At 48.2% G+C, this 19,096-nt stretch carries 19 protein-coding genes; 5 read left to right on the top strand and 14 right to left on the bottom strand.

Annotation, left to right across the window (positions count from 1 at the left end; genetic code table 11):
- The first annotated feature begins 35 nt into the window (after positions 1-35).
- Positions 36-1,046, top strand: coding sequence for an RNA polymerase sigma factor RpoS (rpoS, locus tag ACQUQM_RS01715; protein WP_432472761.1), 1,011 nt, complete (start codon positions 36-38; stop codon positions 1,044-1,046).
- Here the strand turns inward: rpoS and ACQUQM_RS01710 are convergent.
- Positions 1,020-1,259 carry a hypothetical protein gene (locus ACQUQM_RS01710; protein WP_432472760.1) on the bottom strand — a complete coding sequence of 80 codons (240 nt, stop codon included), beginning with the start codon at positions 1,257-1,259 and terminating at the stop codon, positions 1,020-1,022. The two genes, rpoS and ACQUQM_RS01710, sit on opposite strands and share 27 nt — an antisense overlap.
- A gap of 3 nt (positions 1,260-1,262) precedes the next feature.
- On the opposite strand from ACQUQM_RS01710, the gene ACQUQM_RS01705 reads away from it, so the two are divergent.
- From ACQUQM_RS01705 to ACQUQM_RS01695, 3 genes are all read left to right on the top strand, one after another.
- Positions 1,263-1,484: a hypothetical protein gene (locus tag ACQUQM_RS01705; protein WP_432472759.1), complete on the top strand. Its 222-nt coding sequence runs from the start codon at positions 1,263-1,265 to the stop codon at positions 1,482-1,484.
- 199 nt (positions 1,485-1,683) lie between these two features.
- Positions 1,684-4,527: a transporter substrate-binding domain-containing protein gene (locus ACQUQM_RS01700; protein ID WP_432472758.1), complete on the top strand. Its 2,844-nt coding sequence runs from the start codon at positions 1,684-1,686 to the stop codon at positions 4,525-4,527.
- A 662-nt stretch (positions 4,528-5,189) separates the two neighbouring features.
- Positions 5,190-5,816, top strand: a complete 627-nt coding sequence (locus ACQUQM_RS01695; protein ID WP_432472757.1) for a response regulator transcription factor — start codon at positions 5,190-5,192, stop codon at positions 5,814-5,816.
- Positions 5,817-6,041: 225 nt separating this feature from the next.
- Here the strand turns inward: ACQUQM_RS01695 and ACQUQM_RS01690 are convergent, their stop codons facing one another.
- The 5 genes from ACQUQM_RS01690 to ACQUQM_RS01670 all read right to left on the bottom strand — a co-directional run bounded on the left by ACQUQM_RS01690 (position 6,042) and on the right by ACQUQM_RS01670 (position 13,103).
- On the bottom strand, positions 6,042-7,250 hold the full coding sequence (locus ACQUQM_RS01690; RefSeq protein WP_432472756.1) for an EAL domain-containing response regulator: 1,209 nt from the start codon (positions 7,248-7,250) through the stop codon (positions 6,042-6,044).
- On the bottom strand, positions 7,244-10,435 hold the full coding sequence (locus ACQUQM_RS01685; protein ID WP_432472755.1) for an ATP-binding protein: 3,192 nt from the start codon (positions 10,433-10,435) through the stop codon (positions 7,244-7,246). The genes ACQUQM_RS01690 and ACQUQM_RS01685 overlap by 7 nt, the downstream gene beginning before the upstream one ends.
- 66 nt (positions 10,436-10,501) lie before the next feature.
- Positions 10,502-11,503 (bottom strand): ABC transporter substrate-binding protein, encoded by a 1,002-nt coding sequence (locus tag ACQUQM_RS01680; protein WP_432472754.1) that lies wholly within the window; start codon positions 11,501-11,503, stop codon positions 10,502-10,504.
- Between the two features lie 111 nt (positions 11,504-11,614).
- Positions 11,615-12,778, bottom strand: a complete 1,164-nt coding sequence (locus tag ACQUQM_RS01675; RefSeq protein ID WP_432472753.1) for a response regulator — start codon at positions 12,776-12,778, stop codon at positions 11,615-11,617.
- A gap of 118 nt (positions 12,779-12,896) precedes the next feature.
- Positions 12,897-13,103: a cold shock domain-containing protein gene (locus tag ACQUQM_RS01670; protein WP_432472752.1), complete on the bottom strand. Its 207-nt coding sequence runs from the start codon at positions 13,101-13,103 to the stop codon at positions 12,897-12,899.
- A 534-nt stretch (positions 13,104-13,637) separates the two neighbouring features.
- Between ACQUQM_RS01670 and ACQUQM_RS01665 the strand changes: the two genes are divergently transcribed.
- On the top strand, positions 13,638-14,249 hold the full coding sequence (locus ACQUQM_RS01665; protein ID WP_432472751.1) for a tyrosine-type recombinase/integrase: 612 nt from the start codon (positions 13,638-13,640) through the stop codon (positions 14,247-14,249).
- Between the two features lie 126 nt (positions 14,250-14,375).
- Here the strand turns inward: ACQUQM_RS01665 and ACQUQM_RS01660 are convergent, their stop codons facing one another.
- From ACQUQM_RS01660 to ACQUQM_RS01625, 8 genes are all read right to left on the bottom strand, one after another.
- Entirely contained in the window at positions 14,376-15,527 is a 1,152-nt protein-coding gene (locus ACQUQM_RS01660) for a GGDEF domain-containing protein (protein WP_432472750.1), read from the bottom strand.
- 487 nt (positions 15,528-16,014) lie between these two features.
- Positions 16,015-16,215 carry a hypothetical protein gene (locus ACQUQM_RS01655; RefSeq protein WP_432472749.1) on the bottom strand — a complete coding sequence of 67 codons (201 nt, stop codon included), beginning with the start codon at positions 16,213-16,215 and terminating at the stop codon, positions 16,015-16,017.
- A gap of 29 nt (positions 16,216-16,244) precedes the next feature.
- Positions 16,245-16,367 (bottom strand): hypothetical protein, encoded by a 123-nt coding sequence (locus ACQUQM_RS01650; RefSeq protein WP_432472748.1) that lies wholly within the window; start codon positions 16,365-16,367, stop codon positions 16,245-16,247.
- Between the two features lie 267 nt (positions 16,368-16,634).
- A complete protein-coding gene (locus ACQUQM_RS01645; RefSeq protein ID WP_432472747.1) occupies positions 16,635-16,808 on the bottom strand; it encodes a hypothetical protein in 174 nt (57 codons plus the stop codon).
- A gap of 483 nt (positions 16,809-17,291) precedes the next feature.
- Complete coding sequence (locus ACQUQM_RS01640; protein WP_432472746.1) at positions 17,292-17,486, bottom strand: hypothetical protein; 195 nt, start codon at positions 17,484-17,486, stop codon at positions 17,292-17,294.
- Between the two features lie 83 nt (positions 17,487-17,569).
- Positions 17,570-17,827, bottom strand: a complete 258-nt coding sequence (locus ACQUQM_RS01635; RefSeq protein ID WP_432472745.1) for a hypothetical protein — start codon at positions 17,825-17,827, stop codon at positions 17,570-17,572.
- Positions 17,828-17,851: 24 nt separating this feature from the next.
- Entirely contained in the window at positions 17,852-18,058 is a 207-nt protein-coding gene (locus tag ACQUQM_RS01630; protein WP_432472744.1) for a cold-shock protein, read from the bottom strand.
- Between the two features lie 620 nt (positions 18,059-18,678).
- Positions 18,679-18,903 carry a hypothetical protein gene (locus tag ACQUQM_RS01625; RefSeq protein ID WP_432472743.1) on the bottom strand — a complete coding sequence of 75 codons (225 nt, stop codon included), beginning with the start codon at positions 18,901-18,903 and terminating at the stop codon, positions 18,679-18,681.
- Between the last annotated feature and the right edge of the window lie 193 nt (positions 18,904-19,096).

Raw genomic sequence — 19,096 nt, 5'->3', positions numbered from 1 at the left:
TATATTCTTATATACAGCGGTTTAGGGGAAGGGTAATGGACTTTCAAGACAACTTTGATAACGGGTGTGTGCAGCTATCAATAGATAGTGAAGGTAAAGATATAGATGTCAAAGCGGAAGACATCGAACGTAAAAAAGCCAAAAGTCTTCCGAAATTTCTCAAGAGTGGCCGTGGTAAAGGCAGCATGGCCCATAATGATCTGCTGAACGCTAAAACTCTGGATGCGACCCAGCTTTATCTGAATGAGATTGGTTTGTCTCCTTTACTGACCGCGGAAGAGGAAGTGTATTTTTCTCGCCGGGCATTGAAGGGAGATGAGGCGTCTCGTAAGCGAATGATTGAGAGTAACCTGCGTCTAGTCGTTAAGATTGCGCGCCGTTATATTAATCGTGGTTTAACTCTGCTTGATCTGATTGAAGAGGGGAATCTAGGCCTGATTCGCGCTGTAGAGAAGTTTGATCCAGAGCTCGGCTTCCGTTTTTCTACTTATGCTACCTGGTGGATTCGTCAGGCCATCGAGCGTGCAATCATGAATCAGACGCGTACTATCCGTCTACCAGTTCATGTTGTTAAGGAGCTGAATGTTTATCTACGAACGGCCCGTGAATTGGCGCAGAAACTGGATCATGAGCCCTCGGCTGAAGAGATTGCTGAAGCGGTTGATAAACCGGTAGAAAATGTGGAGCGCCTGTTTCGTATAAATGAGCGAGTCACTTCTGTTGATACCCCGGCAGGTAAGGATTCGGATAAGACGTTGCTGGAGACTATTCCTGATGAAGAGTCTTCTGATCCGGAAACGTTGTTACAAAAAACAAATATCAGTGGCAATCTTGAAAACTGGCTGGATAGGCTGCCAGAGAAGCATGCGGAGGTTCTTTCACGTCGTTTTGGATTGCGGGGGTATGAGATGAGTACTCTTGAACAGGTAGGGAAAGAGATTGGTTTGACGCGTGAACGTATCAGGCAGATTCAGACTGACGCATTACGTAGGTTGCGAGGGATTGTTGAAGGTGACGGTTTAAGCAGCGAAGATCTGTTGACGTAATATGTAGCCTGATGCGTCAATGAAGAATGTAAAGCCTGCGATAAGGAGTCTCTCCACAGTGTCGAGGTCATCAACGACACCGCCCAGGAGATGCATGTCCAGATTCGCTCGATTATTCGGAGTCTGCGGCCCGGTTTGCTGGTTGATCTGGAATTGAAATATGCCCAGATCGATCAGATTGATAGCTGGAATAGACAGTAACCCGATAGCCACTGTATGTTAAACATCGAAGGTGATATATCCAACCTAGATGCCAGCCTTGATGCCACCATTTATCGTATTATGCAGGAGGCCCTCACCAACGTGGCCAAGTATGCAGGGGTGAGCCAGGTCAAGATTTTATTGAATCGCGTGCGTACTGAAAAACAACCAGAACGATTGCTTTTAACCATTGACGATAACTGGAAGGGAATGGACCTCAATCAACACAGGAAATGATTTGGGATTACCGGCACGCGCAAGCAAATCATGGGTGTTGGCGGAGAATTCAATCTAAATAGTCATGTCGGCAATGTGGTGCAAATTAAGGCTATATTTCCGATCAATACCGGCGAAAAGGATTGAGACAGTAAAGCCGGTCGGGCTTGCCGTATCCCCACAAGCATTCACGGCTAAGCTCACGACGTGATTAATAAAGATGGAAGACTTAATGGTCCTGAGAAGTATTTTACAAAAGACAAGCGTTGCACTATTGGTGATGGTAGCCGGGATGATGGCGCTGTATACGCCGCTCGCATTAGCCGATCAGCCTGTTGCGCTGACTGACGCCGAGCGTGCCTGGCTAAAGGCGCATCCCCGTATCGTGTTAGGCACCGAAGCTAGCTGGAAGCCTTACGTGCAGGTCGGTAAAAATGGCGTAGTTCGAGGCCTGGATGCCGATTATATCGCGCTGTTGAATGAAAAGTTGGGGACACAAATCGAACTGCGCGCCGGCAAATGGGCAGACATGGTGATCGCGGCCAAGGCACACGAGATCGACGGTCTTACCACCTCGGCCCCGTTGAAAGAGCGCAAAATCCATTTCCGCTTCAGCGACAACTATCACACCTCGCACAAGAATATTGTCACCCGTAAAGAAGCGGATTTTACGGTGCGCAGCCTGCAGGACCTGGCCGGACGTACGGTGGCCGTACAAAAGGGCGTTGCCTTTGATCGAGATGTTTTGGGCAAGGTCGGCGACATCGACATTGTCGAAACAGGCTCGGACCGTGAAAGCTTCAATCAACTGCAGGACGGCAAGGTGGATGCCACTATCGGTGACGACTCCTTTTTCTCTTTGCTTGCGCCAGACGAAATCGAACGCATTAAAGTCGCGTATGTGATCAAGGACCGGCCCCTGAGTCTGGTCTACTCGATTCGTAAGGACTGGCCGGAGTTGGTCGGTATCCTTAACAAGGGACTGGCCGCCATCAACCAGACGGAACGCGACGATATCCAGGCCAAATGGCTGCTCTTTCAGCCACTCGAGCAAGAGAAGCCGATAGCACCTCCACTGAATCTCACTCAGGCAGAACAGGCCTGGCTGACCAAACATCCCCGCTTGCGCATGGGTTTCGATTCCGCCTACCCGCCGTTTGATTATGTCGGTAAAGACGGCAAGCACAAGGGCATCATTGCCGATTACATGAAGATCATCAGTGACCAACTCGGCATCACCATCGAACCGGTGTTCAGACTTACCTGGTCAGAAGTGTTGGATAAGGCCAAACGCAAAGAAATCGATATCGTCAGCCTGCTGGCAAAAACCGAGCCGCGCTCGCAATACCTGCGCTTCAGCGAGCCGTTTATCAAAACCGACCTGGTCCTGATAACACGCGACGATGTGCCTTTTGTGACTGGCCTGGAAGACTTTTCCGGCAAGAAAACCGCACTGACAGGAAGCTACATGAGTACTGGACTAATTTCTGCGCGTTATCCGCAGATTGTGCCTCAGCCTGCAGAAACGCCACTGGCGGCCCTGCAGGCTGTTGCCACGGGACAGACCGAAGCCGCGGTGCTCGATGTACCGGTAGCAGCCCACCTGATTCGTGAACACTACATCAGCAATCTCAAGTTCGCCGCGCCCGTCGACGTTGAACAGCCGCTATTGGGCGTTGGCGTTCGCGACGACTGGCCGATGCTGGTGGGCATTCTTGACAAAGCCCTGGCCTCCATCAGCGAAGAGGAACGACTGGCCATCAGGAACAAATGGGTATCCCTGAAGTATGAAGAAAAGATCGACTACACCCTGATCTGGAAGATCGTCGCTGTCGCAATCGTGCTGCTTGCCTTGCTATTGTTCTGGCTGTGGCAGATACACCGACAGAGGCTGGCATTACAAAAAGCCGATGAAGCGCTGCGCAAGGCCCATGACGAACTGGAGATGCGCGTACAGGAGCGCACCGCCGAACTTGATGAAGGCAACAGGAGTTGGCAGGCGCTACTGGGTGCGACGGATGACAGCATCTTTCTCATGGACAAGGAGGGTGTCTGCCTGGAAGCGAACGAGACTGCGGTGAAGCGATTCGACGTGGAGCCATCCGGATTAATAGGAATGAACAATTATGGCCCGATGCCACCCAAGTTGGTGGAAAAGTGGAGTGGTTACCTGAAGAAGGTATTCGAGACCAAAAAAGCAGTTCACGCTGAGGAAATAAGAGAGGGAAGCTATTTCGACACCAGGCTCTACCCTGTAATCAATGAAAAGCAGGAAGTAGAGAAAATAGTGGCTATTACCTCAGATGTCACCGAACGCAAGCAAGCGGAGGAAGAAATACTTGATCTCCTTCAACAAAATCGTGACCTGACGCAACGCATGTTCCAGGTGCAGGAAGAGGAGCGCCGCTATCTGGCCCGTGAGCTGCATGATGAATTCGGTCAGTGGCTGACGGCAATCCACATCAACGCCGAGGTCATAAGCCAGCTCAATGGGGGGCAGAATGAGGGTGTTCAGGCCACTGCCCAGATCATCGATGACAGTGCCACCGAGATGCACAAGAACATCCGCGGCATGATACGTCAGTTGCGCCCCACCTTGCTCGATGAATTTGGCCTGGTAGAGAGTCTCAAGGAACTGATCAATCAGCGGCAGGAACAGCACCCTGCGGTTGAACTCAAACTAACAATGGATGGTGAGCTGGATGATTTAGATGATGACCTCAATATCACGCTTTATCGCGTCATCCAGGAAAGTCTGACTAACGCAGCCAAATATTCCGGAGCCAATTATGTTGCTGTCCAGCTGATTCGACACACGGAAGAAACCGGGGAACAGGACAGCCTGTTGCTGAGTGTCGAGGACAACGGTAAGGGCATGGATATGGAGGCAACCACGGAAGGATTTGGCCTGGTTGGCATGCGCGAGCGCGTGCTCGCTGCGCACGGCGAATTTATTCTAAATAGTTATGTCGGAAATGGCGTACAGATAAAAGCGACATTTCCGCTATACCGGCGAGCAGGACTGAGACAAGCAAGTCGATCGGAGGCTACCGCCTCCTCATAAGTCTTCACGGCCAAGGCAGCTAAAGTAAGTACTCTTGATGTGCCGTTCTACTGGCCCCTTTCCCCTGGTAAGCAAAAAATACTGGTATACCTGCAATGCATAAATGGGAATAGCCTCGATCATGAACTCCTCTTAATAACGCTTAAGAGTGTCTACAGATAAGTGGATGATTCATTGCCTTCATGGCACAGTCCGCATACAAAAAAACGCCTGGAGGGTGGCGGTGAGAAGACCGGTTAATGAGAACCGCTTAAGGAGGGGGGAGAAATCGGGTTCATTTCTTGCAATCGCCGATCCAGGCAATCGCGGTATATCTTGCGTGGGCCATGACATCAGCATTGATGGGTTCAGCAAGCCTTAATCTTTGATTAAGGCCTCCAGTAGACGCACTTCGTGTAACAATTTATCTCGCGATTTGACCTTACTTGAGATGCTATCGGTATCGTTCATATCACCAATACGCATACTTTGTTTCTCATCCATGGAAAAACAATTTCCCGCACTGCCTTACGGCAAGAGCCGTCATAACGGCTAAAATTAGAACTTAGTGTTAGTACGGCATCATTCCATTCCTATAAGAAAATTCCTTAATTTTAGAGTTATTGGACACTGTTTGCCTAATTCCCTTAGGTAAAATCTGGTTGTTACGCAATAATGACATAATGATAAAAATACTACTTGTAGATGACCACCCCGTTGTACGTGATGGTTATCGCCGTCTCCTTGAAAGTTCTGCAGACATTCAGGTGATAGCAGAGGCTGGCAGCGGCGAGGAAGCCTGCGATTTGTATGCAAAGCAGGGTGCAGACATCGTTGTACTGGATCTCAACATGCCGGGGATCGGTGGGCTGGAGACCATCCGTCGCCTACGCGCAAGAAATCCAAGTGTGCGTATACTGGTGTTCAGTATGCATGATAACAAGGTCATGATCGAACGAGCATTGACAGCCGGTGCGACAGGTTATTTGTCAAAATCGAGCGTGGCAGGACAGATGATGGATGCGGTTCACTCTGTGGCCGAGGACAGGCCTCATACGTATGCGACCGTACCGGATTCAACTGAAGCGGATGCCAATATTCCGAGCCCATTGATTCAGCTCTCGAAACGTGAGTTTCAAGTATTCTGTAAGCTGGCCGAGGGACAACCGGTTACAGATATTGCTGAGTTGCTGTACATCAGTCCCAAAACTGTTGGCGTGCACCAGACCAACATTATGCATAAGCTGGAACTGCGCAATACAGCCGAACTTACCCGCCTGGCTATTCGCTCTAATGTTGTCGAGCCATAAGTAAAAGGAGTTACTGCAAATTAAAGCAGACTTACTACGAATGGTTCCTGGGTAATCCTCTCGAAAAATAACGGTGATAGATTCAACTGATCGATCCAACATACCGTGTATGCCCTATAGCTATAGGGGATTATCTGGGAACGAAGTGTTAATCGCATTAGGAAAGTCTTTTAAAGCATCGACACAGGCGATCAGTATGTCTTTGACTCTCGGGTGTTGCCGGGGTTAGTCTGCCAGCAATTCCTGCTTGCGTGCCTCCCAGTTTTCGAGCCAGCCTGCTAGTTCTTCACCAGGCATGGGTTTGGCTATTAAATAGCCCTGTGCCAGGTCGCAGTTGCGCTCTCGTAACCAGCGCCAGTCTTCCAGGCTTTCCACGCCCTCGGCGACCACCATCATGTTCAGGTGCTGCGCCATATCACCACTGGCCTCGACGATTGCGCCAAGGGTCGAATCGTTGTGAACGCCATCCACAAAGCTACGGTCTAATTTGAGCTCAGTGAAAGGCAGATCACGTAACTGGGCGAGCGAAGAATGGCCCGTGCCAAAATCGTCGATCGACAATCTAACCCCCATAAGCCGCAATCGAAGCAGAATTTCCATAGAGGCTCGAAAATCCATTATCAGACGCGATTCGGTGACCTCAAGGGTGAGATTAGTCGTAGATACGTCATTCCGCTGGAGTTCGCCCAGTACGTATTCAGGAAATGCTAGGTCGGTAAGATCGAGCATCGATACATTGAAGGACACACCACACTGCAAGCCTGCGTCACGCCAGCACTTCATTTGTATCAGCCCTTCGGCCAGTACGCTACGAGTCAAGCGTTGAATGAGGCTGTGCTCTTCGGCCACAGTGATGAACTGATCCGGATACACAAGTCCATCATAAGGATGATGCCAACGCACCAGTGTTTCCACGTCAGCTAACGTGCCATCAACAAGTTTCACCTTAGGTTGATAGACATTTACAAACTCACCCTGATCGATGCCGCAGCGGATCTCATCCGAGGTGTAGGTCTTTTTTCCATTGCCATTCGCTGATCGTTTGGACCGCTGATAGCGATCTAATAACGCGTAAAGCTCATCGTGCCCACAGGGTTTGGACAATGCCCCGAGCAGGTTAAGTTTGTGAGCAGTAGCCAGCCGAGCTGTTGCCTCCATGATGTCCTGATCTTCCCCGGTGAACAACACCAGAGCACCAGTATATAGGATATGCGACAGCTGACGCAGGACTTCCACACCGTCCATGTCGGGCATTTTCAGGTCGAGAAATATTAAATCAATGACCGGTTCGGTGTCCTCCAACGCGGCCAGTGCCTTTGACGCCGAGTTGAAGCCTACGATTTGATCGCAGCCAAGGTTTTTCAACTGCCACGTCAGTAGTTTGAGCTGGAGTGGATCGTCATCAAGCAGCAAAATATGTATTTTGTTTAACATGGCAGTTTCACTATTTTATCAATTTCGGCTATAACGTCATTTAGGATACTTTCAAATTCCTTATGCAACATTGGATCACCAGCATTGGTGGACTGCTCAATTTGTTCGCAGCACTCCCCCAAACTCAGCGCGCCGACAGCACGTGAGGAAGATTTTAGCCGATGCGCCACATCTCTCACCACCTCATGCTCGTTGGCGCGCAGCGCCGCTTTTATTTGCATTGCAGCCTCTTCGATAGACTGCCGGTAATCCTGAAAGAATTCTTCAATAAGCGTAGGATCATCGCCTACCAGGTTCGCGAGTACCGCTGTATCCAGCGGCTTTTTATCGGGAATTTCTGCTGATTGTACGGTGATATCGGCAAGAGCAGGCGTCGCATCCATGTCAATTTCAGGCAGCAATTTTCCCAGGCTGGCCTTAAGTTTATCGAGTACTATCGGTTTCGAAAGGTATTCGTCCATGCCGACAGCAAGGCATTTATCAGCTTCTTCTATAAAGGCATTAGCCGTAATTGCTATGATTGGCAGATGCTCTGTGCCGCTTTCTTCGTTACGTATGGCTCTGGTTAATTCGTAGCCATCCATCGCAGGCATATGCAGGTCGGTCAGCAGCAATGCGTGGCAACCTTCACGCCAGGCATATAGCGCATCGCGGCCATTGTCGATCACATCGGCGGCATACCCCAGTAGCGTAAGCTGGCGAGAGATCATCTTCTGATTGATCGCATTGTCCTCGGCAACGAGAATAAGTCGGTTCTGCTTAATAGCTAACTCCCTGTCCAGGGGCGTTAGCATTTTGCTCAGATGCTCAGAAGAAACATCATCTATTGACTGCGGCTGGATACGGCCAGTAGCGATGCCAATAGCTTGCAGTAAGGCGCTGCGGGATATGAGATCACCATTGATCTCTGCGATACCCGCCCCCAGCTGATGCGGTATTTGCTCGTTATCATGGGTCATAACCACAAGGGTCGGCTTCGAATCAATCAACAGACCGTCGAGCCATTGCCGCACCGCCTTACTCGCCCCTTCCATTACCACTACCGTTGTTTCCGGAGGCAACTGCGCCAGTCTCCGCTGTACCATTTCCTGTTCGGCGATTGGCTCCGAGCAGGCGCCAGCGTGCTCCAGATAGACACACCAGTCCCGCGCCTGCTCCATATCCCGAACCACAATCAGACAGTGCAGCCCGCTCAGATCGGGGTCGACAGGAGGCGAAGGGGCAGTAACCGGTTCGATGGGCAGGGTAACCAAAAAGGTTGACCCACATCCCACCTGACTGTCCACCTCGATATGGCCCCCGAGCATGTCCACCAATTGCTTGCAGATCGACAGACCCAGGCCGGTACCACCGTAACGGCGTGTGGTGGAAGACTCCGCCTGCATAAAAGGCTTGAAGAGTTTGGCTTGCCCTTCCGCTGAGATACCAATGCCGTTATCGGTCACGGATATACGCACCAGTGATTCACTAGCGGACTCGACCCGCACCATAATTCGGCCACTGCAGTTTTGATTGCGGGTAAACTTGATCGCGTTGGATAGCAGGTTGTTAATAATCTGGCGCAGGCGAACACTGTCGCTCAAGATCAAATGCGGTAGGCGCGGATGGATGAATAAGTCTATTTTTAGCCGCTTGCGCAGCGCGATTTGCTTCATCGTCGCACATGCAGATTCCACCACTTGCTCCAGGGAAACCGGCTCGCGTTCCAACTCCAGCTGGCCCGCCTCTATCTTGGAAAAGTCGAGAATATCGTCAATCACCGTGAGCAGAGCTAATGATGAGTCGTGCATGGTCTCCACCAGCTCTACCTGGTGGGGCTTCAAGCTTGACCGGGCCAGCATATCCACGCAGCCAATAACACCGTTCATCGGTGTGCGAATCTCATGACTCATTTGGGACAGGAAGCGGCTTTTTGCCTCGTCGGCACTTTCCGCCCGTAGCTTAGCGTCTAACAGCGAGGCCTCCTGCCGTTTGCGTAGGCTGATGTCATGGACCATGGCACAGAATCCGGTCACCGTGCCATCCGAATCCAGGTGCGGCAGGTAACTGACCTCGAAAAACAGGGAGGCGTCGTGACCGGGCAACTGGTTGTCGAAGCTCGTGGCTTTACCGTTCAGAGCTTGTAGCACATGGGGTTCTGCCTTGCGGTAGGAGGTGTTCCCGATGACCTCCTGCAGATGCATGCCGGGCAGCTCGTTGGGCGGCAGACCCACCAGATCCTGGTATTTTTTGTTGGCAAACACAAATCGTAGCGACCGGTCGAAGTAGGAGATACCGGCCGGGACCGAATTGATAATCATCTCCAGTTGCGCCTCGGAACGCTGGCGTTCGAGAATTTCCTTTTTCAAAAGTGCATTAGCATTGGCGAGTTCCGACGTTCGCTGTTGCACTTCGCTTTCTAACCCCCGATTGAAACTTATCAGGTTTAACGCCATGCTGGAAAACGCACTGGAAAGCAGTCCTATCTCGTCGTTACGAACGATTCGTGGGGGTGCCTTTTCGTAGTCCCCAACGGCAATACCGGTAGCCGTTCGAGTGAGTAATTGAATAGGGAAGATAATTGATTTTTTTAGAAAAAGAAATAATCCGGTAACACAAGTCAGCATCAGGGCAATCAGAACCAACCCGGAAAAGATATACCCCTGTGCCAACTCTTGAATCTGTGCATTAACTTCTTCTATATAGCGAAAATTTGCTACCGTGTAATCTTCGATTTGTGATTGGGCTTTTATGCTCAGCAGGCTCCAACGACGAAACGTCCGTTTTATTTTTTTATCCTGTCCATTGTTAACGTTCTCTTCGAGTTCTTTGGTTAACTGAGAGAGATCTCGCCAGGTTTGCAAAAGTTCTTGTTGCAGCACCAGAGCAGTGGGTGATGTATGAAGTTTTTGCAGTCGCTTGGCGATTGTCTCGAATTCCTGTTCATTTACTCTGTTTTTCGCAGCAAAAACAGGGTTTTTACGGACTAAAAATAGATTAATACCCAGCTCAATATCTTTTTTCACTATCAATAGTCGGCTTGACAGCATCATTGTCTTTTCAGTCTGGGTTATCGTCGCCGATATTCTTTCCTCAAGATTCAGGTACAGTGAAACTGTGTAAGCAAAAGTCAGGACCAGTGCAACTGCTGTAATGATAGCGGGCAGTGCAATTTTGATGCTGATGCTTCTAAAGGGTTTCACCATATTTTTTATTCTCCTTCTGGGCTGAACCTCACACGACTTCCACTCTCACTATTGGGCCAGCAGCTATTATTTGAGAAGAGTTACTGCTTCTGAGCTTTCTTTCTTAAGATAGTTTTCAAAGATAATCTCGCGGTAGTCGGGAGTCTGTTCTTTGACAACGCCCTTGGAGGTGAACCATTGGGATTCACTTTGCAACACTGATAGGAGTACATTGTTTAGCTTAGCCTCCGCCTTGAACGCCTTCCACACGCCTCGAATCGTAGCTTCGGGATAATTCGGGAGCCGCTGCAGGACCAGCTGCAGTGCTTCCTGTTCATTATTCTGCAGAAACTTCTCAGCCCGGAGTAGCCCCCGTACCAGCCTGTGTAGGGCTTCGGCTCTGCTCGTCATGAAAGTTTGAGTGCCGGCCAATACCGAGAGCTCCGTATAAACATCGGACCAGAAGGTGATCGTCTCCCCCTCCGCGAGAGCTTTTTGTGCATTGAATAGGTTTGGATTCCATGTGGCGACAGCGTCGACACTGCCATTCGCCAGAGCCAGACTCAATTCCTGCGGATGGAAGGTGACAATGTTTACATCCGAGAAACCGATCCCCTGGCTGGTCAGATACAAGGATAGGAAAAACTCCCCATTGGTATTCGGAGTAATCCCGATGCGTTTGCCTTTTAAGTCGGCCGGTACGGTGATGCCAGCATCGCGTCGTGCTACTAGACCCGTGTTCTTGGTGGAACTGTGCAACGTACTGACTATTCCCAGGGAAAAGCCTTCGAGGCTGCGAAGAACCACCGGAGTCTCGTAAACGGTGGCGATATCAGAATTGCCTTCGAGTACATCGGTCAGAGCGTCACGTCCCGAAGTAAAGGAACGATAGGTAATATCGAGCCCTTCCTCGTCGAAATAGCCCTTTTCTTCGGCGATATAGATAAGAGCAAAAACGGGTTGATTAGCTTCGGCCAGGGTGATTTTTTCAGGGTGTAGGCGAGCGGAGTTCAAGGCGAACCAGATGATGGTGCTTACGAGGGGAGCTCCGAGTAATACCCAGATCCACAACTGACGTCCTGCGGCCATTATTCTATTCCTCTTGAATGTCGTTCTTCAGAAACTAATAATCACCCACTGACGTTCAATAACGTAACTTTCCGCAACCGTCCAATAGAGGGAACGATACTGTCATGTTTTTCATCCATTGCATGCAGAGTTATCCTTTAATTTCAACAGGATAGCCTCTCTATTTGCAGGCTTGACGATAAAGCCACTGGCTCCATACTGGAGACTTTTCTTTACTAAATCACTCTCAGCGTGACCCGTTAAAAGAAATATGGGGATATGTTTTAGCAGGTTACTATCCTTCACCTTTTCTAGTACATTGAGCCCTGTCATGTCCGGCAGTTTATAATCCAGTAGCACCTGATCGGGTTGTAATGTGGCCATTCGATGGAGTCCCTTTTCACCGTTAGGTTCGCAGGTAACAGCGTATCCAACCTCCTCAAGTATGGATTTCAGAATACTGCTGTAGATCTCATCGTCGTCAACGATCAATATTTTTTTGCCACCCGCATCGAAATCAACTGTAGCTTCATCAAGAAACTCTGTAGCACGGGCTATATTTTCTTTTATTCCACCCGCCCAATGCTCCATCGTTTGTTGCAACTTGTCTTCTGATTGCTCAAATTGCGTATTAACACGCCGCTCGGTGAAGTCATTGATGCGTTGTTGCAATACTTCAGGCTCAAGGACTTTGACGGCATCCTGCCACCCACTGGAGGCGAGTTGCGATGGCAGAGAGTTAACCTGTTCAATAACGCTATCTTTCAGATCGGCATACGTCGTCTGTACCTGTTCCCGAGCATCATTGGATAAGCTCATTGATTCGCCCAGTGCTCGATACAAAACTTTTGCTTTAGCAGTAAGGTTCGCCAGCCGTTCTTCGAGTTCTTTTTGACTGACGCTGTTAGAGTGTATGCCACTCAGCGATTGAATCATCAGGCGTAGGCGATGAGGGTCATACAGAGGCTTGAAAATAATGTAGTCGTCAAAGACTTTCTTTTGAACCAGTTTATAAGCCGTATCAGCATCCACGGCTTTACACAGTAAAATCGTTGTATATAGAGAGGCCTGAGATTTTTTCTTAAGATGAAATAATGTTTGATGGACGTTAAACGATTCTTTAAGACTGTCGTGGTTAAAAATAAGAAAGCCTGATTTATGTTGCTCTAGCAGTTCACGGGCTACCGGTATAGTTTTGCAGGAGTAAATAGAAGAAAACTCATCCCTAATTAGGGCTGAACATTCATCTATATCCACCTGTCTTGCCGCAAGAATTATGATTGATTGCACTGTCATTTATTTTTTCCTTTCAGGCACTACTCCATCTATGCAGGCTAGCAACTCGCCTCGCAGCACATCTATATGCATTCTATTACAACCACCTCAGCGGGATTCATTGCCTGTCCGTCAACATCTATGTGATAGGCTTGATATTCACAGCGTGAATCCCACGATCTCCAGGCGATGTATCGAATTCTACTACCTGACCTGCTTTTAGGCTTTTACAACCATCTGCCAAAATAGCAGAGTAGTGTGCAAATAGGTCTTCGTTATGCTCTGAGGAAACAATGAACCCAAATCCCTTCGTATTATTAAACCACTTCACTTGCCCTATGTGCATTGGGTGTTCCCATCTTTCAGTTAAGGTGCTGTAGGCCCTGTTTTACCAAGTCATAACCATTTCACGTTCTTGAAAAACTTCTCCTTTGAAACTGATACTCTCTGACCTACAGATAGATGTATATAAGGAAAAATCTTATTCACGCTTGAGGGTGGAATTGAATATCTAATTTTGTGGTTAACAGTGATAAAGCTAAAAGAGGATAGGTGGTTTGTATCGTTTATACCGGTGCAAGATGTGAACTTGTGAACCTGAACCGTTCCGCTTATGGGCGTGTCCTGCCGAAAGCTGAAGCCCAGATAGCCCCGGCCCGGTTGTCCGCTATGGAGAAATATGGATTGAAGGTGAGGCTGAAGCTAGCTGATCATCAGCTCCAGTGTGGCGCTTGCTGACGCACAGAACAGCACAGTCTATGTCCGCTTTGAATGATCAGGCTATCTAATTCAATCTGTCCCGAATCTCCTCCGTGTCAGTCAGCGATTGTTAGACCCAATTCAGTCTAACGACCTCTATAACCACTGATGGAGATATATCATGTCTACAGTAATAGGCCTTTCCGCTCGGCAACCATGGAACAAAGGTAAACTGGTTGGCCAAAAGAAGCCGCTAAAACTCAGAGAAATCTGGGCAATCCGGATCAACCTGCAACACCGTGAATTAGCGATGTTTAACCTGGCAATCGATAGCAAACTGCGGGCTTGTGATTTAGTAAATCTGAGGGTACGCGATATTACTAATGGCTCAGCAATTCAATCGCGAGCTATGGTATTGCAACAGAAAACTCAAACGTCTGTACGCTTTGAACTGATGGAGCAGACCCGAGAAGCACAGTCAAAGTGGCTACAGGTATCTGGTGCCAACAACAACGATTACCTTTTTCCTAACCGCACAGACAGATCCAATCATATTACAACGCGGCAATATGCTCGTATTGTTAAACGTTGGGTAACAAGTATTGGGCTTGAGGCTTCTGCATACGGTACGCATTCGATGCGGCGAACGAAGCCTGCGTTAATCTACAAGCGCACGAAGAATCTGCGAGCAGTTCAATTACTGCTAGGACATACTAAGCTTGAGAGCACAGTACGTTACCTAGGTATTGATGTAGATAATGCTCTGGAAATAGCCGAGCAGACAGAGGTGTAATAGCCAAGTCAGAGCGACATGGAAGGTCGCTGCCAACAGCGGACATAAAGAAAGACACATGTAGCGCCCTTCATAATCGAGATTAAGGGTAGAAGCTTGAGTCTCCACCACTCCCCCTGCTATGACTTAACTTGCTACAATCCGATTGCGACCTAAATCCTTCGCAGCATAAAGCCGTTGATCAACAATCTTCATTAGCTTGTCTGAGTCATACCCTGTCTCTGGATTTGCTATAACAAGCCCTACGGAAACTGTCATATAATCAGAAGCCTTGCTATTGATGTTTGGTATTTTCAGTTCTTCAATATGTTTGCGGATTCTCTCACCATACTCCATGCCGTCTTGATTGGTCTGATCTGTAGTTATAACCGCAAACTCTTCCCCGCCTAACCGGAAAGAGAAATCGCTGGATCGACGGCAGATTTCCTTTAACCGCTGACCTATCTTCTTTAGTGCCTCATCTCCAACTGAGTGCCCATAGTGGTCATTCAGTTTTTTAAAATAATCTATGTCGAACGAGATCAGAGCGAGTGACTTTTGGTCCCTATGCGCGCGTTGCAGCTCTGCCTTGATAACATTATCAAAGTGACGCCGATTGAAAAGTCCAGTGAGCTGATCGGTAATCGCCAGCTCAGCTAGTTGATCGTTGGCTTCTCGCAGTTCAGCTTCAACTTTAGCACGGGCTTTACGCTCTCGAATTAAACTGAGCGATTGTGATGAGGATGTACGATACATCTGCATGCCTGCTTCGAAGAGCTCTAACACCGAACCATTCATCTCCTTATCAGCTATAGCCTTCGCTTGCTCTATCGTATGACCATGGCTCATAGCCTTTATAGCTATAACCAGACGCTTATCATCATCAATAATGTGATAAACAAACCAGCCAATCAGGAATTGAAGAATATCCTCAAGCACTTCAATCACCGGCTTACCTTTAGCGTTGTTTTGCAGTGCTGATACGGAAAGTAAAAAAGATTCGTGCTTTGAATTATGATCGCTGAACCAGAGGTCGACTTCATCGAGAAATTCAGCCCATACTGATTCCTCATACTTAAAGTGGAAATTTGCGTACTGAACCAGTTCATCGAACGCCCGGCGCAAATCTACTGACTCTCCTTGTATTAAGGACCTTGCCAACTCATTAATCAGGCTGAAGAGTTTCTTGTGCTGTCTATCGATTTCTTCATGACCGATTTTAAAGTTGCCGATCCAAGGAAATACGTCAAAATCGTTCATTGCTGTCTGTGCACGTATATAAACTTGTTGCTTATCCATCTACATCTACATCTACATCTACATCTATTAATTTATTAGAAAATCGCTGACAGGGGACATAGTTTTCAACAGAGGGACAGCCACTTTGAAAATGCCCTTTATTTTTTAGCCAATACAGCGAATCGATCGGCCTTCTGCGGCCGCTTTTCAATTTGTTGATTCCTAGCGTATCCGCTTTGGGACGATAAGCGACCTAATTGCCTCTGAGTCGAGCCAGATCAAGAATTTGGGGCAGCTCAGTGTCATATAGAGACATTAGAGTTCGATCTTCAAAATTTCTCCTTCATCTATACCCTCTCCTCACGGTCCATCGTGTCGCGCATCTGGTACACCAGCGACCCCAGCGACTTGTTCTCCTCCTTCAGGCACTTAATGTCTTCCCGTAGATTGAAGATAACGCCCGATTGGCAGTTGTGGGCTAACGTACCCAGCTCTGCCTCAGACTTACCTGCTGACCATAACTGTCAGCCTTCTGTTCCATTTGTCATCATGAACCTACTCGGGTTAACGGGTAGTAGTTCCGGCCCATCCACCGCTGGCGCAACAGGCTCAACGAGGATGGTGCTATCTGCCACTTGTCAGCCGCTTCTCTGATGGTCATCCCTCGGTCATTAATGTCAGCCAGCACTTCATATTTGTGCTTCTCCAGCTTTGAGGTTTTTTTCTTTCGGGGAAATTGCTTGTGCATTACTGCCTCCTACATATAGCCAAGATTGTTCAGTGATTCCACATCAAGTCCACCCACTGGTTGAAGCTCATCTTGTGAAAATCCCAGTTAATATTGAATTCACCGATCTCACCTGAACGGCCTTTCAGCACTTCGACATGTCGGCGCTGCATTGTTTCGACGGACTCTTTCTCAAACAAACCTAATACTACCGAACTGATCTGACCAATGGCGTCAGTACCGGCGATGTATGGCGTTATATAAGCCGACTCTAATCAGAACGATAAACGGAACTCATATCAGTACTACGCGGAAGCTACATTATCTGGGATAATCCAATACCCTGAGTTACTGCTACGGTTTAATATTTGCCAAAGTTTTGCCGATTGCAGAGCCGATACCACCTGTACCTCCAGTAACGAGCGCGATCCTTTGATACATTATGTTTCTCCTGTTTGAGTGTTATTGAGTAATGCTGTCATCGGACGAGCGACCGGATTGAAATGCGCTAAATACTGCGAGTTTTTCTTGTTATCCATTCCCAAACCGGGGGATCCATGAAACGCCAGCAGCGTAATGGTTGCCGATGCTGGTCCGAAATTTTGTACCGCCATCGTGCCCCTCATTTCAGGGCTGTTTAGGTGCCCTTTGCGGCTACCTACCAACTGTGCCTAGTATCATAGAGAGTGAGACGGAGTATCTATATTGTGTCGTCAGCTGTCAGTCGAGGGCCTGATACGGATGCTCGATGTGCATCGAGCCCTGAACAGTGGCCAGAACATAGGTAATCGGGCTGACAATCACCTATGCTCCTTTAATCGGGCATGCATGCGGTCTATTTTTGCACAAGGCTCCAGGGGCAGCTTTATTCTTGGGGGAAGGGGGCTGTTAGTCAGCTAATTGTTGGATGGGATATACACCACATCCACGTCACAATCCTCTTCATTTGTTGCGTATGTGCATTCTTTCATCGGTTCACTCGCGTTATTATTTCTATTTAGGAGAACGGTCAGTCTGGGAGATACGGAAAAAACCACTTGCGCACCGAAAGCACACTGTGGCTTCCATATCTCATCCTAACTGACCTGTTCTTGGAATCAGCTCAAGTCTTCTTGCAGAAACTCATAACGGCAACGATACTCGGCAATCTCGGGCCGTTGACTGGCAATTTTCTGGTAAAGAGCCTCATCCTCTATGCTGCTAGCTTCCCCCCCCATTTTGCAGGGGATCTCTGCAACATCAATCATCGGTTCCAGGCTGGACTTCTTGTTAGGAATCAAATTCTCGTACATGGTAAGGTTTCCATTCACTCGCGTTATTATTGTTTTATCCATGCCGACGGTAGAGCCGGGGCGTATATTATAGAGTCAACCCACTATCGAATAATTTGATGATTAACAAGCTCAAAAATTTGCGTGCTGCCCGCCCTATTTTCAACAGCCGAGAGCCTAGGGATGATGCGAATAAGTCCCTGCTGTGAAAAAATTGAAGTATGATTCTTCATCCAAGCTACTACTTCACCACCAGTTGGGCACTGGTCAACAACTACACCTGCCTCATCGATGGAAATGTACGAGTCCTGCTCCGAGTCGTAGCCACACGACTCAGCCGGAGCATTCGATAGATTATTCATAGGGCGATCCTTATCCGGTTGAGGTCACGCTATCGGTTTGATATTTATGGCGTGAATACCATTACCCTCTGGCTTTGCTTCGAACTCTACTTCCTGACCACCCTTCAGGCTCTTATAACCATCGACCAGAATGGCTGAAAAGTGTGCAAACAGATCTTCATCATGCTCCTGGGAAATGATAAAGCCAAATCCCTTCGCGGGGTTAAACCACTTCACTGTTCCAGTATACATAGCGTTTCCCCTGTCCTTTGAAAATGGCACTCAACATCATGCTAACTGAGTCAGAAGTTACACTGCAGCTAATACAAAGTGTTCCTTGAGCCTTATTCTTGACGTGCTACTGGAATCTGTAAATAAGGAAAAATCTTAATTTTCTAAGAAATAATAAAGATTTCAGAAGAAGCTGAACTGGGAAAGGCTTTTTTACTGGTTTAACGGCGCAAAAAAAATACCCCTGCCAAATGCTAAAAAACCGGGGCGAATTCCGATGAAGAACCTATTTCAAAGTAGATCCGTTTTGCTGATTGGGCTATAGGAAAAAGTCTTATTATTCCATTTGCCATATTCGAGATCTCCGAACAAACCCATGCTTGAAGAATCTGAGCTTCATATCCGTATATTCGGAGTAAAGCTTTACAATAAGAAGAATGCAGGAGACGGCGGCAGTCATAAGTAAGACGATCTGATTGAGGGATGGCTCTCGTTGAGCTAAATCATAGCAGGATACGGCTATTACGCCCAAGCTGATCAAGGTATACAGCGATATCTTGTAGGCATATGCGTAGGGTAATCGGCCCTTGCGGATGTGAAGTACAAACCTTCTCTTGATGATACTCATGACTCAAGACTAGCTAGGAATAAGATCGCTGATTCAGTGTCTGGCGATTTTGACAGAGCACCACCTGGATAGCTTGCTTACGCACTGATCCCAGGTAGGCCTGGTAATCACTAAAACCGTGCTCATGGGCTGCCAAGTTAAGGGACTGATTCTCCGTCAGATCTTGCTGCAGTTTCAGTTGCTTTGTCCGCTGTTGGAGCCTGGATATGCCGAGCAATTGCTGATTACCTGAACTCATGCCGAACCACCCCTTTTTGGTTAACAGAATACCAAGTGTAGAACGGAATCTAGAAGTTGCCAGAGTGATTATGGCCTGCTGACGCGTCATTGATCCTGATCAGCTTAAGGGCTGCGTTGTGCTGTGGTTGCATTGACTCATTGAAACCACAACCCAAAGCGACCAATGAGGCATGACTGCTTGAACTTCGGCT

It is taken from the genome of Amphritea sp. HPY, from assembly GCF_050870985.1.
Classification (GTDB): Bacteria; Pseudomonadota; Gammaproteobacteria; order Pseudomonadales; family Balneatricaceae; genus Amphritea.
The sequence above is the reverse complement of the archived record's forward strand: the minus strand, read 5'-3'. Positions and strand labels throughout refer to the sequence as shown.

Coding starts and splice junctions, on each gene's coding strand:
- ACQUQM_RS01670 (WP_432472752.1), bottom strand. CDS start 13,103: ATGCACATAGGGCAAGTGAAGTGGTTTAATAATACGAAGGGATTTGGG.
- ACQUQM_RS01700 (WP_432472758.1), top strand. CDS start 1,684: ATGGAAGACTTAATGGTCCTGAGAAGTATTTTACAAAAGACAAGCGTT.
- ACQUQM_RS01680 (WP_432472754.1), bottom strand. CDS start 11,503: ATGGCCGCAGGACGTCAGTTGTGGATCTGGGTATTACTCGGAGCTCCC.
- ACQUQM_RS01695 (WP_432472757.1), top strand. CDS start 5,190: ATGATAAAAATACTACTTGTAGATGACCACCCCGTTGTACGTGATGGT.
- ACQUQM_RS01660 (WP_432472750.1), bottom strand. CDS start 15,527: ATGGATAAGCAACAAGTTTATATACGTGCACAGACAGCAATGAACGAT.
- ACQUQM_RS01685 (WP_432472755.1), bottom strand. CDS start 10,435: ATGGTGAAACCCTTTAGAAGCATCAGCATCAAAATTGCACTGCCCGCT.
- ACQUQM_RS01630 (WP_432472744.1), bottom strand. CDS start 18,058: ATGTATACTGGAACAGTGAAGTGGTTTAACCCCGCGAAGGGATTTGGC.
- ACQUQM_RS01655 (WP_432472749.1), bottom strand. CDS start 16,215: ATGCACAAGCAATTTCCCCGAAAGAAAAAAACCTCAAAGCTGGAGAAG.
- ACQUQM_RS01635 (WP_432472745.1), bottom strand. CDS start 17,827: ATGAATAATCTATCGAATGCTCCGGCTGAGTCGTGTGGCTACGACTCG.
- ACQUQM_RS01625 (WP_432472743.1), bottom strand. CDS start 18,903: ATGAGTTCAGGTAATCAGCAATTGCTCGGCATATCCAGGCTCCAACAG.
- ACQUQM_RS01690 (WP_432472756.1), bottom strand. CDS start 7,250: ATGTTAAACAAAATACATATTTTGCTGCTTGATGACGATCCACTCCAG.
- ACQUQM_RS01675 (WP_432472753.1), bottom strand. CDS start 12,778: ATGACAGTGCAATCAATCATAATTCTTGCGGCAAGACAGGTGGATATA.
- rpoS (WP_432472761.1), top strand. CDS start 36: ATGGACTTTCAAGACAACTTTGATAACGGGTGTGTGCAGCTATCAATA.
- ACQUQM_RS01705 (WP_432472759.1), top strand. CDS start 1,263: ATGTTAAACATCGAAGGTGATATATCCAACCTAGATGCCAGCCTTGAT.
- ACQUQM_RS01640 (WP_432472746.1), bottom strand. CDS start 17,486: ATGTACGAGAATTTGATTCCTAACAAGAAGTCCAGCCTGGAACCGATG.
- ACQUQM_RS01645 (WP_432472747.1), bottom strand. CDS start 16,808: ATGGCGGTACAAAATTTCGGACCAGCATCGGCAACCATTACGCTGCTG.
- ACQUQM_RS01665 (WP_432472751.1), top strand. CDS start 13,638: ATGTCTACAGTAATAGGCCTTTCCGCTCGGCAACCATGGAACAAAGGT.
- ACQUQM_RS01650 (WP_432472748.1), bottom strand. CDS start 16,367: ATGCAGCGCCGACATGTCGAAGTGCTGAAAGGCCGTTCAGGTGAGATC.